The sequence below is a fragment of the Chitinophaga pinensis genome, from assembly GCF_007896845.1.
Taxonomy (GTDB): Bacteria; Bacteroidota; Bacteroidia; order Chitinophagales; family Chitinophagaceae; genus Chitinophaga; species Chitinophaga pinensis_C.
In genome coordinates this window covers 335,877-349,678 of record NZ_VOHS01000003.1, presented here as the reverse complement: position 1 = coordinate 349,678, position 13,802 = coordinate 335,877, and the positions used below count along the sequence as shown (strand labels likewise).

Sequence of the window (13,802 nt, the reverse complement as noted above, 5' to 3'; positions counted from 1 at the left end):
AGTCATCTTAAATGAGCTCTTAACATCCACGCCATCTTCTCATGCGTTTCCATCAGACCGGTGATATAGTCACTGGTACCCAGGTCATGCCACTCATTGGCAAAGCGGTTTACATTCTCACGCAGGTGGATGATAATGCTTTCATGGTCTGATAACAATTCGCTGATGAAACCAGCACCGTCATTTGCTGAACGGCTTTTCTCCGTCAGATGCGTCAGAGACAGGTATTCTTTCAGGGTAGCAGGAGAATAGTGACCGATAGAACGGATACGTTCTGCAACGCTATCCATGATCTCATCCAGCTCTTCGTACTGCGCTTCAAAGAATACGTGTTTGGAATGAAAATCCGGACCTTCTACGTTCCAGTGTGCATTACGTGTTTTGGTGTACAATACGAATTCGTCTGCCAGAATTTTCATCAGTTCATGTGCTACTGAGGAAAGGTTGTCCTTTTTGATACCGATATTTGGTTCCATCTGCAAATAGATTTACTGTGTTAATATTGAATAGATGTAGTGATCTGCTGATATAGTGCCTGCTCCCATACATAACATGAACAGGAAACAAAGCGTGTACATATAGGGGACGTCTCTTACTTCCGCATTATCGTGGCGATGAACTACAAAATAACCGACGGCGGTCACCCCAATGATGGGCAATACAACCAGTCGTGTACCGATACCGATCATCACCAGAAAAGGCGCCACGGTATCTGCGAGGGTGGCCATCAAGCCATTCAGTTTATCCGGCAGGTGTAAGGGATTAGGAACATGTTCGCGTTCTCCATTTTCTATCCTGAATTTTTTCAGTCCGTGTACCCGGAATAATTCGAATGCCAGCAATACCCGGAATACCAGCAACACCCAGTTATTGAAATCACTGCCTGCATCGGAGTACAGTAATTGCCTGATTATCTCGATCATTATCTTATTGGATTAGAAAGCAAAACAGGAACAACCCAATGCGCCCCAGAATGCTGTATAGTTATTAACTGGTACCTCACTCATACGCGCTTTGTCATGGTCATGTGCATGTACGCTACAGCTGCCTATACATTGGTGTACTACAGCGCTGATATCAGCAGCTGGCGCAGCTGTCAGTTTTGCAGGAGGTGTTTTGGCACTCAGTCTGTTCGAACCGGGGTAATAACCGTTGTAAATAGCCGTAGGAGACCAGTCAGGCAATACCGGAATAGCCGGTGGCGCCCATTGCTGAAAATCATCCTTAGCGTACACAATACGACCATCCACTATTGTCAATTCGGCTTCTATCGACTTGATCGCTTCATCTTCAACAGTAAAATAATCGCTGTCCAGCACTGTCAGATCTGCCAGCATACCTGTTTTGATACAGCCTTTTTTATGTTGTTCGCTGGAGAACCATGCACTGCCTTTTGTATAAAGTTCCAATGCAGTTTCTCTGCTCAGGCGTTGTTGCTTGTCGTACAGTTCCAGTCCGCCGACCGTCTTTCCGGCGCTCAGCCAATACAGGCCTATCCATGGATTATAAGAGGACACACGGGTAGCGTCCGTACCGGCACCAACCGGCACTTCCATATCCAGCATCTTCTTTACCGGCGGAGTCTGAGCGGCCGCATGCTTACCATATCTGTCAGTAAAATATTCTCCCTGAAAGGCCATTCTGCTCTGTATCGCGATACCACCACCCAATACTTTTACTCTTTCTATATTTTTCTCGTCGATTGTTTCTGCGTGGTCGAAGATCCATGGTAAACCATCGAATGGAATATCCCTGTTCACTTTCTCAAACACATTCAGGAAACGGGTGATGCTCTCATTATAAGTGGCATGGAGACGGAAGGGCCAGCGATTGGCTACCAGCAGTCGTACGACTCTTTCCAGTTCTTCTTCCATCACTTCCGGCAGATCGGGACGCGGGTTCATAAACGACTCGAAATCTGCAGCAGAGAAAACCAGCATTTCGCCGGCGCCATTGTGACGGTACATATCGTCTCCCTGATATAGTTTCACTGATTTTACCCAGCTATCAAAATCTTCTTCTTCATGTTTAGGACGCTGCGTAAAAAGGTTATAAGCGATACGTACGGTCAGCTCACCATTTTTATGCAGTTCATCTATTACTTTATAATCGTCGGGGAAATTCTGAAATCCTCCACCCGCATCGATAACGCTGGTGATACCCAGACGGTTCATTTCCCGCATATAATGACGGGAAGAATTCATCTGGTATTCATATGACAATTTCGGTCCTTTTGCCAGTGTGGCATATAAGATGGCCGCACTCGGAGAAGCCAGTAACAGCCCTGTTGGTTCTCCGCTGACAGTACGCTGGATCCTGCCTCCGGGAGGATCAGGTGTATCCTTGGTATAACCGACCGCTTTCAGTGCAGCTCTGTTCAGCAATGCGCTATTGTAGAGGTGCATGATAAACACAGGTGTATCCGGTGCGATGTCATTGATTTCTTCCAGTGTAGGCATACGTCTTTCGGCAAACTGGAATTCGCTCCATCCACCGATTACACGCACCCATTGCGGAGTAGGGGTGCGGGCTACCTGTTCTTTCAACATTCTCAAAGCATCTGCCAAAGAGGGTACGCCATCCCAGCGTAGTTCCAGATTATAATTCAGCCCGCCACGTATCAGATGTGTATGGGAATCATTAATGCCGGGGATAGTACGTTTTCTCTTCAGATCGATCATCTTTGTACTATCATCTGCATATTTCATTACAGTACTATCGTCGCCCACTGCTACAAATTTGCCATCTCTGATAGCAACAGCTGTTGCAGTCGGCTGTTCATGATCGACTGTATGAATATTCCCGTTATAAAGTATTAAATCCGCTTTCATGCTATGGTATTTGAACGGTCTTTTTTATGATGCCGTTAACGCAGGATCTCCGCCAATCAGCCTGTAATGCGGAGGCACATATCAATGTGCCTCCGGCACAGGCGCCCCTGTCTCGTTGTATAGTATGCAGTCATAAACTGCTATAAAGAATACTGATTAGTGCTTCAGCATGTTATGTCCGTATTGGATACCGATACCATAAGCACCTGAATGTTTTTTCATCAGGGTTGTCACCGGTTCATAAGTACCTGTTCTTGCCCAGTCGCGCTGCAGTTCCAGTACATACTGTACAGAAGTGATCGGAATAGCGCCTGCCTGTATCATACGCTGTACAGCTCTTTCATGTGCTTCAGCAGATACGTCACCACATGCGTCAGTGATCACATATACTTCGTAACCTTCTGCGATAGCAGATAATGCCGGTCCGACGATGCATACACCTGTCCAGAGACCACCCAGTACGATCTTCTTCTTTCCTTTACCTACAATTGCTCTGTATGCGTTGATATCTTCCCATGTGTTCATGGAAGTTCTGTCTATATAACCGGAGCTGGCTTTAGGATAAGCCTCTTCGAGCTCCAGGAATACTGGTCCGCTGAAACTGTCTTCTGCTACAGTAGTTACAACAGTCGGTATATTAAAGATTTTGGATCCACCGGCAACCAGTGCTACGTTCTGACGCAGTTCGATAATATCAATGTTTTTAGTGGCAAAGCCCATCTGACCTTCATAATCGATCAGTACGAGAGTGTGGTTGTCTGGTGTAAGTAATGCAGCTGATGGTTGAGCTTCTGCACCTGTGTGTTTAGTCGCATTAGACATGATCTCTATAGTTTAGTGTGTGAATTATGAGATCAAAGGTATTTATGCATGAGCGGGGCGGCAATTGCCATATGCCTTCAAATGTTGTATAAATTATCGAAGGGGATGGAGGGTAAAATATGCACCGATCGAAAATTATTCTGAAATTCCCCTCCCTACTTGTTATTTTTACTTACAACCTGATTAATTGAATGATTGTCAATTAACTCAACATAATAGAATCTTATCAACAGGTCCAATGAAAATGAAAAAAACAGCCGGTAGCCGCAGCCATTTCATGCTATGTATTGCAATGCTCGGCCTTGGCACTCAAGCCTTCGCGCAGGTCAAAAAGACCCCCACTACTTCTGTCGTCTACAAAAATGCGTCAGCACCCGTTGACGCCAGAGTGAAAGATCTCCTGAAAAGAATGACACTGGAAGAAAAGGTTGGTCAGCTCTGCACCTTGCTGGGATGGGAGATGTATGACAAAAAAGGCGACTCTGTAGGCGTCAGTGACAAGTTTAAATCTGTAATGTCCAAAAGGTATATCGGTAGCTTCTGGGCTACGCTGAGAGCCGATCCATGGACGCAAAAGACATTAGTAACGGGTTTATCGCCTAAACAGGCCGCTATCGCTACCAATGCCCTGCAAAAGTATATGATGGAAAATACCCGGCTGGGAATTCCATTACTGCTGGCAGAAGAATGTCCGCATGGACATATGGCGATCGGTACGACCGTATTCTCTACTTCTATCGGTCAGGCGAGCACCTGGGATCCTGCGCTTATTCAGGAGATGGCAGGTGCAATTGCAAAAGAAGCACGTGTACAGGGCGCTCACATAGGTTACGGCCCTGTGCTGGATCTGGTACGCGAACCGCGCTGGTCAAGACTGGAAGAAACTTATGGAGAAGATCCATATCTGATCAGTCAGATGGGTATCTCTATGGTAAAAGGTTTTCAGGGTAGTAATATCGGCAGTGGCAGCAATGTGATCTCTACACTGAAGCACTTCACTGCCTATGGCTCTCCGGAAGGCGGTCATAATGGAGGTATCGCTCTGACAGGTCTGCGTGACCTGTATTCCTCTTATCTGCCTCCTTTTCAGGCAGCAGTGAAAGCAGGAGCTCTGTCTATTATGGCTTCTTATAACTCTATCGATGGTATACCCTGCAGTTCCAACAGCTTCCTGTTGAAAGATGTACTGGTAAAACAATGGGGCTTCAGAGGTTTCTCTGTGTCTGACCTTGGTGGTATTCCGGGCGTACGCTCTACACACCATGTAGCAGCAACGATGGAAGAAGCAGCTACTCTGGCTATAAACGCCGGATTGGATGCTGATCTCGGAGGTGAGGCATATGGTGATGCATTGATCAAAGCAGTCAATAATAAGAAGGTTACAATAGCCACTCTGGATACAGCAGTAGCGCATGTACTCCGGCTGAAATTTACCATGGGACTATTCGAACATCCTTATGTAGATGTGGATGTAGCAGAGAAAACAGTAGGTACAGCCGCCAACAGAGAACTGTCCAAACGTGTAGCAGCTGAATCCATCGTGCTGATGAAAAATGATAACGGTTTGCTGCCCTTGAAGAAAACGATCAAAAATCTGGCTGTGATCGGCCCTAACGCAGATAACATCTATAACCAGTTAGGTGATTATACTGCTCCGCAGCCACAGGAAAAGATAGTAACTGTATTAGAAGGTATCAAAGCGAAAGTATCTGGTGATACTAAGGTAACGTATGTAAAAGGTTGTGCTATCCGTGATACGGCACACGCGAATATCAGTGCTGCCGTAGCTGCCGCCCAACAGGCAGATGCTGTGGTGATCGTACTCGGTGGATCCAGCGCACGTGATTTCGAAACAACATTCCAAAGTACCGGTGCCGCAGAGGTGAAAGCTGCTGAAGTAGCAGTAAGCGATATGGAAAGCGGTGAAGGTTACGACAGGGTTAGTCTCGATCTGATGGGTTTACAGTCAAAGTTACTGGAAAGCATCGTGGCGACCGGCAAACCAGTTGTATTGGTACTGATTGAAGGTCGTCCGCTTAATATCAACTGGGCGGCTAAAAATGTACCTGCAATTGTCAACGCATGGTATCCCGGTCAGGAAGGCGGTAATGCTGTCGCAGATGTACTCTTCGGCGATTACAATCCTGCCGGCCGTTTACCGGTATCCATTCCCAAGTCTGTGGGACAGTTGCCAGTTTATTATAACTATAAAAGCGCGGCAAGACACGATTATGTTGAAATGGATGCCAAACCACTCTACAGTTTCGGTCACGGTCTGAGCTACGCCAGCTTTGAATACAAAGAGCTGCAGTCAGCTGTTCAGGCGAATGGCAACAACCTGAAAGTAACAGTCAGCTTCAAACTGAAGAATACAAGCTCAGTAGCGGGTGATGAAGTAGCACAGCTCTATATCCGTGATAACGCCAGTTCTGTGGTTACAGCAGTAAAACAACTGAAGAAATTCCAGCGTGTGCATCTGGCACCGGGCGAGCAGAAAGAGATAAAATTCGAACTGTCTCCTGATGACCTGAGATTGCTGAATGTTGATATGAAATGGGTGGTAGAACCGGGGACTTTCACATTGATGGTGGGAGCTTCTTCTGAAGACATCCGTTTAAACGGACAATTTGAAGTAAAGCAACAGGTAGTATGTAAATACTGATCCGGATTGTTATAAAGAAGAAAGGCCGCCAGTTAATTGCTGACGGCCTTTCTTCTTTTATAAAGATTTTATTCCATTAAGGACATATTCACCGGCAATAGCTGTTTCTCCGGTATCCCGATAATAAACGTCGCGCCATTATCAATTTCACTCATCGCCGTAATAAAACCATTGTGTTGCTCCATGATCTTTTTACAGATAGACAAGCCGATACCTGTCCCTTCAATCTCATGATAACTGTGTAGTCGCTTAAACACAACGAATATATCTTCGACATACTGACTTTCAAAGCCAATCCCATTATCAACAACAAAGATCTTATAGTAATTACCATCTGGTCTTTCACGCAGATGAGGATCAGGAGACGCTACCAACTCGGCATAAATACGTACTTCCGGAGATACTTCCTTTTTACGGAACTTCAGCGCATTGCTGATCAGGTTGTAAAACACCTGTCGCATTAAAGTAGGTATTACCTGTATAGAAGGCAGTTTCTCGATCTTTATATTGGCACTGGATTGCTGTACTTTGATCTCCAGTTCTGTCAATGCGTCGCGTACCAGATCATTCAGATCACATACCGTGAAGTCACCTCCCTGAATGGAATGACGGGAAAAGCGTAACAGATCACTCACCAGCTGTTGCATACGAATCGTTGCATTGGTGATCTTATGTACATATTTATCGACGTCGCCCGTACTGCTCTTCTTCTGAAGGATCATATCACTGAACACCCTGATCTTACGCAAAGGTTCCTGCAGGTCATGCGAAGCGATATAGGCAAACCTGTCCAGCTCTTCATTGACTGCTTTCAGGTGCATATTGTTCTGTAACAATTGTCTGTTCAACTCACGCACCTTTAACTCAGAAGCTTCCTTCTCTTCAATTTCCCTTTGCAGGGAAGCATTTGCAGTAAGCAGTTTCTGCTCCTGCGCAATAAGAGACTGCGTTTTCCGGTACAGCTCAACGAACAGGCCTACCTTTACACGTAGTAACTCAGGATTGATCGGCTTATAGATAAAGTCTACCGCACCTACTTTATATCCTTTAAAGATCGCTTCTTCTTCATGACTGTGTGCTGTAATGAAAATGATGGGAATCTCTTTCAGTTTATCCCGCTGATAGATCAGGGCTGCAGTTTCAAAGCCGTTCATATCCGGCATCTGTACATCCATCAGTATCAATGAAAAATCAAATTCCTTCAACAGGATCTTCAGTGCAGCCCTACCCGAGTTGGCTTTTACAATCGTATAGCTCTCCCTTTCCAGGATGGATTCAATCGATAATAAATTATCCAACCGGTCGTCAACAACTAATATTTTTATTAAATCCTGTTCGTGCAAAACTGTCTGATTTTTTCAAATGAATACTCTATATACTATCTATACAACCATACCCGCATCAACGATAATAACTGATCAATTTTTAACGGTTTTGTAATATAATCTGAAGCCCCTGCTTCCAGACATTTCTCTCTATCGCCTTTCATCGCCTTGGCCGTAACTGCAATAATAGGCAAAGCACTGTTCTTATGTTCCCTTCTGATCTTCTGCATCGTCTCATAGCCATCCATCTCAGGCATCATAATATCCATCAGTACAATATCGATATCACTATTCTCGCTCAGGATATTCATGGCTTCCTTGCCACTTTCTGCGGTAATGGTATTGATATGGAAACGTTCAAAGGCAGTGGTCAATGCAAACAGGTTACGTACGTCATCATCGACTACCAGTACGTTTTTATGGATCAACACATCTTTCTGTGAACGCAGATCTTCGATAAGTTTCTTCTTCTCCGGTGCAAGGAACTGGTGATTGATATGCAACTGCATAATCGTTTCTTCCAGCAACAGGTCCAATGAGTTAACGCCTTTCAGCAGTATTTTATTGGCATACTGCTTCAGTTTCGAGCGCTCATTGTTGGTAAAGTCTTTCGCGGAGTACACAATCACCGGTGTAGCATTGTGCCTGTTAACCGTATTCATATTGGCTACAAACTCAGCACCATCTATATCCGGCAACATATAGTCTGCAATGATACAATCATATAATGTACTATTCACCTTATCAATAGCGGCTTTACCGTTTTCCACAAAGTCCATTTCTATCAGCTCCCCATTGTCAAGGATACGCGCAATCTGTGATGCATCCGGTTCATTGTCTTCTACCACAAGCACTTTCTTCGTCTTGCGGCTATCATGTTCCATGATACTGTTGAACAATATATTCAGTGCTTCAGCTTTCAGTGGCTTCAGACTGAAACTTCTTGCACCACGATGCATTGCCAGTAAACGGTTTTCTTCTCCGGATATGAGGTGAATCGGGATATGCCTTAAGTTAATATCATTTTTGAACAGATCAAGCACCCTCCATCCACTGGCATCCGGCAACTTCACATCCAGTGTAACTGCAATCGGATTATACTTGTTGGTCAGATCGAATACATCACCGAAGCTGGTTGCCACCACCACTTTCAATCCCATTTCATGGGCTTTTTCCAGCATGATCTTCGCAAAGCGCACATCGTCTTCTACGATCAATACGACTTTGTCTGATTCAATGACATGGGTTCGGTCGTCGCCTATTTCGTTGATGATCTCATTCAGTCCTTCCAGATTTTCCGGCAGTTTCGTCTGTGCTATTGGTTGTACAAGAGTCGGCTCATAGCTTTCGGGCAACTGATATTGTCCTACTGTCAGACTACTTTGTTTCTCGCGTTTGATCGCAGCCGGATTGTATTGTAATGGCAGGAACAAAGTAAAGATACTTCCTCTTCCAACTTCACTTTCCAATTCGATAGAACCACCCAGCAGGTCTGCCAGACCACGGCTGATAGACAGCCCCAGACCGGTACCACCATACTTACGGCTGGTAGAACCTTCCGCTTGCTGGAATGCTTCGAAAATGATATTCTGTTTGTCTTTTGAAATACCGATGCCGGTATCCCTGATCTCGAATGCCACTACTCTGTCCGCACTGTCAAGACTACCGTTCATCAGTCGCCAGTTACGTTTAGCTTCATAGATGCGGAGTTTTACTTCTCCTTTTTCGGTGAATTTGAATGCATTTGACAACAGGTTTTTCAGAATCTGGTTGAGACGCTGTACGTCCGTTTCCAGTGACTGTGGCAATTGATCATCCATTTCGATACGGAAGCGGAGACTCTTACTTTCGGAGATGTGTTTGAAGGTAGTTTCCACAAAAGATACTACTTCGTTGAAACGCACCTTGATAAAGTCGGTAGAGATATAACCAGACTCGATCTTTGAGAGGTCAAGAATATCGTTGATCAGTTGTATCAGGTCATCACCACAACTATGGATGGTTTTCGCATAACGTACCTGTTTTTCATTCAGGTTACCATCATGGTTTTCATACAACTGTTGCGCTAATATCAACAATGAGTTCAGCGGTGTACGCAACTCGTGCGACATGTTTGCAAGGAACTCTGATTTATACTTTGATGTCAGCTGTAACTGTTCTGCTTTTTCTTCCAGTGATCTTCTGGCTTCTTCCACCTCCTTGTTCTTCTCTTCCACTTCATCTTTCTGTTTCACCAACAGATGCGCTTTATCCTGCAGTTCCTCGTTCGTTCTTCTCAGCTCATCAGCCAGTGACTGGGATTGTTCCAGCAGATCTTCCGTTCTTGAGTTAGCCTCGATCGTGTTCAATACGATACCGATACTTTCTGTCAGCTGACTCAGGAAGTCTAAGTGTGTCTGGCTGAAGGTATCGAAAGAGGCAAGTTCTATTACTGCTTTGATCTCCTGCTCAAACAATACCGGTAGTACGATCAGGTTAACAGGCGTAGCTTCACCTAATCCGGAGCTGATCTTAATATAATTAGACGGTACGTTAGTCAGCAGGATACGTTCTTTTTCTACGGCACACTGTCCCACGAGTCCTTGTCCGAGGGCAAACTCACGGGATACGCTTACCTCGTTACCATATGCATATGCTGCAAATAATTTCAGTTTTGGATTCAGCAGGTTCTCTTCCTGTTCCAGAATGTAGAACATGCCTTTTTGCGCATTTACTACCTGAGCGAGCTCTGACAGGATACGGCGGGTTACCGTATTCAGGTCTTTCTGCCCCTGCAGCATCTGCGTGAATTTCGCAAGGTTGGATTTCAACCAGTCTTGTTCCTGATTACGGAGGGTTGTCTGTTTCAGGTTGGCAATCATCTGGTTGATGGTATCTTTCAGTTCTTCTACCTCACCTTTCGCTTCCACGCGGATCATCTGGGTCAGATCACCTTTCGTTACCGCCGAAGCTACTGCCGAGATAGCACGTACCTGTGTGGTGAGGTTCTCTGCCAGCTGGTTTACGTTTTCCGTCAGGTTTTTCCAGATACCGGATGCACCAGGTACACTTGCCTGACCACCCAATCTTCCTTCTACACCCACCTCACGGGCCACCGTTGTTACCTGATCGGCAAAGAGGGCCAGTGTATCGATCATTTCGTTGATGGTTTCGGTCAGCTGTGCCACCTCACCACGTGATACGATGGAGAGTTTCTGTTTCAGATTACCCGTTGCCACTGCGGTTACTACTTTCGCGATACCACGCACCTGATTCGTCAGGTTGGACGCCATCATGTTCACCGAGTCTGTCAGGTCTTTCCATGTACCACCCACGCCCTGTACTTCAGCCTGACCACCCAGTTTACCTTCCGTACCGACCTCACGGGCCACACGCGTCACCTCAAAGGCGAAGGAGTTCAGCTGGTCCACCATCGTGTTGATGGTATTTTTCAGATCAAGGATTTCTCCTTTAACGTCAATTGTTACTTTCTTGGACAGGTCACCTGATGCCACCGCTTTTGTTACCTCAGCGATGTTACGCACCTGTGAGGTCAGGTTACCCGTCATCTGGTTTACGGAGTCCGTCAGATCCTTCCATGTACCAGCGACACCCGGTACGAATGCCTGACCACCCAGTTTACCATCTGTACCCACCTCACGCGCCACACGCGTCACCTCAGAAGCGAATGCACGCAACTGATCCACCATTGTATTCAGTGTTTCTTTCAGCTGCAGGATCTCTCCACGTACGTCCACTGTAATCTTACGGGACATGTCTCCATTCGCCACCGCAATCGCCACATCTGCGATATTACGCACCTGTGCCGTCAGGTTACCGGCCATCTGGTTTACGGAATCCGTCAGGTCTTTCCATGTACCACCGACACCCGGTACGAATGCCTGACCACCCAATTTACCGTCTGTACCCACTTCACGCGCCACACGCGTTACCTCAGAGGCAAACGCACGCAGCTGTTCCACCATGGTGTTGATGGTATTTTTCAATTCAAGGATCTCTCCTTTAACGTCTACTTCAATTTTACGCGACAGGTCACCGTTTGCCACCGCCGTCGTTACCTCCGCGATGTTACGTACCTGTGAGGTCAGATTGGACGCCATAATGTTCACGGAGTCGGTCAGGTCTTTCCAGAGACCTTCCACACCCGGTACATCGGCCTGACCACCGAGTTTACCCTCAGAACCTACCTCACGCGCCACACGGAACACCTCCGAACCGAAGGAGTTCAGCTGGTCCACCATCGTGTTGATCGTATTTTTCAGCTCGAGGATCTCTCCCTTCACATCCACTGTAATCTTACGCGACAGATCACCTTTCGCCACCGCGGTTGTTACCTCTGCGATATTACGTACCTGCGCCGTCAGGTTAGATCCCATCTGGTTCACCGACTCTGTCAGATCCTTCCAGGTACCACCGACACCCTGCACTTTCGCCTGACCACCCAGCTTACCTTCTGTACCTACTTCCAGCGCCACACGCGTCACCTCGGAAGCGAAGGAGTTCAGCTGGTCCACCATCGTATTAATGGTCTTTTTCAGTTCAAGGATCTCACCCTCTACGTTTACCGTGATCTTCTTTGACAGGTCACCATTGGCTACCGCAGTTGTTACCTCTGCGATGTTACGCACCTGAGCCGTCAGGTTAGATCCCATCTGGTTTACCGAGTCGGTCAGATCTTTCCATGTACCACCCACACCCTGCACTTTCGCCTGACCACCCAGCTTACCTTCCGTACCTACCTCCAGTGCCACACGCGTCACCTCGGAAGCGAAGGAGTTCAGCTGGTCCACCATCGTATTGATGGTATTTTTTAATTCAAGGATTTCACCTTTTACATCCACGGTAATTTTACGGGACAGGTCACCTTTTGCCACCGCCGTGGTTACGTCAGCGATGTTACGCACCTGTGCCGTCAGGTTACCCGCCATCTGGTTTACCGAATCGGTCAGGTCTTTCCATACACCACCTACACCTTTTACTGTTGCCTGTCCCCCCAGTTTACCTTCGGAACCTACCTCACGCGCCACACGCGTCACCTCTACCGAGAAGGAGTTCAGCTGGTCCACCATGGTATTCATGGTGTTTTTTAACTCCAGGATTTCTCCGCGTACGTCCACGGTTATTTTACGTGAGAGGTCACCTCTTGCCACCGCGGTTGTTACTTCCGCGATATTTCGCACCTGACCAGTCAGGTTAGACGCCATCTGGTTTACGGAGTCGGTCAGGTCTTTCCATGTACCTGCCACACCTTTTACCTCGGCCTGACCACCCAGCTTACCATCCGTACCTACCTCACGTGCCACACGGGTCACCTCGGAGGAGAAGGAGTTCAGCTGATCCACCATCGTATTGATAGTATCTTTCAGTTCAAGGATCTCTCCCTGTACATCCACAGTAATTTTCTTGGAAAGGTCACCTTTGGCTACCGCTGTCGTTACATCTGCGATGTTACGCACCTGTGCTGTCAGATTACCCGCCATCTGGTTTACAGAGTCGGTCAGATCTTTCCACACACCGGCCACATCTTTTACTTTCGCCTGTCCGCCCAGCTTACCTTCAGAACCTACCTCACGCGCCACACGCGTCACCTCACGCGAAAAGAGATTCAGCTGTTTCACCATCCCGTTCACCTCTGTCGCAATACGCGCAAATTCCCCCTGCAACACGTGATCTTCGATCTGCAACGGCATTTCCTGCGAGAGGTTTCCCTTCGCCACGGAGCTGATTACGTGTGCGATTTCAATAGTGGGATGCACCAGATCAGAGATCAATGTATTAATAGAAGCAACCGCAGTATCCCACGAACCCTTTGCTGTACGGGGCATGACCACACGGTGATTCAGACGTCCCATCTTTCCGATGGTATTTCTTGCCAGGGTCAGCTCTTCTACAAGCGTTTCATTCAGAGATATGATCTCATTAAGAGTGTCACAGATTTTGCCACTCAGCCCGATATTGTCTGCTGACATCCTTGTGGAGAAATTACCACTCCTGACATCCAGCAGGACCTGTAATAACTGCCGCAAATCCAATTCATCTGCTACGGGTGTGTATACTTGTTTGGTTTCTTTGCTGCGCTTTGTTGTGGAAGTCTGTGGAGTCTTTTCCACATCTTTCTTGGACAGGGCAGTACTATCGGGATTTTTTCTCCGCGTGTTCATA

Annotated in this window: 7 protein-coding genes; 1 reads left to right on the top strand and 6 read right to left on the bottom strand. The window is 46.7% G+C overall.

The features are described 5' to 3' along the window. Positions 1-2 precede the first annotated feature (2 nt). From FEF09_RS04845 to FEF09_RS04830, 4 genes are all read right to left on the bottom strand, one after another. Positions 3-476, bottom strand: a complete 474-nt coding sequence (locus tag FEF09_RS04845) for a Dps family protein (RefSeq protein ID WP_146304063.1) — start codon at positions 474-476, stop codon at positions 3-5. Between the two features lie 12 nt (positions 477-488). Beyond that, positions 489-923: a DoxX family protein gene (locus tag FEF09_RS04840; protein WP_146304062.1), complete on the bottom strand. Its 435-nt coding sequence runs from the start codon at positions 921-923 to the stop codon at positions 489-491. 12 nt (positions 924-935) lie between these two features. After that, on the bottom strand, positions 936-2,831 hold the full coding sequence (locus FEF09_RS04835; RefSeq protein ID WP_146304061.1) for an amidohydrolase: 1,896 nt from the start codon (positions 2,829-2,831) through the stop codon (positions 936-938). Positions 2,832-2,987: 156 nt separating this feature from the next. Then, positions 2,988-3,653, bottom strand: a complete 666-nt coding sequence (locus tag FEF09_RS04830) for a hydrolase (RefSeq protein WP_146304060.1) — start codon at positions 3,651-3,653, stop codon at positions 2,988-2,990. Between the two features lie 244 nt (positions 3,654-3,897). Here FEF09_RS04830 and FEF09_RS04825 point away from each other — a divergent pair, with 244 nt between their 5' ends. Beyond that, the gene (locus tag FEF09_RS04825) at positions 3,898-6,315 is read left to right on the top strand and encodes a glycoside hydrolase family 3 C-terminal domain-containing protein (protein ID WP_261387333.1); all 2,418 of its coding nucleotides are present in this window, start codon (positions 3,898-3,900) and stop codon (positions 6,313-6,315) included. Positions 6,316-6,383: 68 nt separating this feature from the next. Here the strand turns inward: FEF09_RS04825 and FEF09_RS04820 are convergent, their stop codons facing one another. Then, positions 6,384-7,658, bottom strand: coding sequence for a sensor histidine kinase (locus FEF09_RS04820; protein WP_146304058.1), 1,275 nt, complete (start codon positions 7,656-7,658; stop codon positions 6,384-6,386). Positions 7,659-7,693: 35 nt separating this feature from the next. Then, positions 7,694-13,801: a HAMP domain-containing protein gene (locus tag FEF09_RS04815; protein WP_222596919.1), complete on the bottom strand. Its 6,108-nt coding sequence runs from the start codon at positions 13,799-13,801 to the stop codon at positions 7,694-7,696. Between the last annotated feature and the right edge of the window lies 1 nt (position 13,802).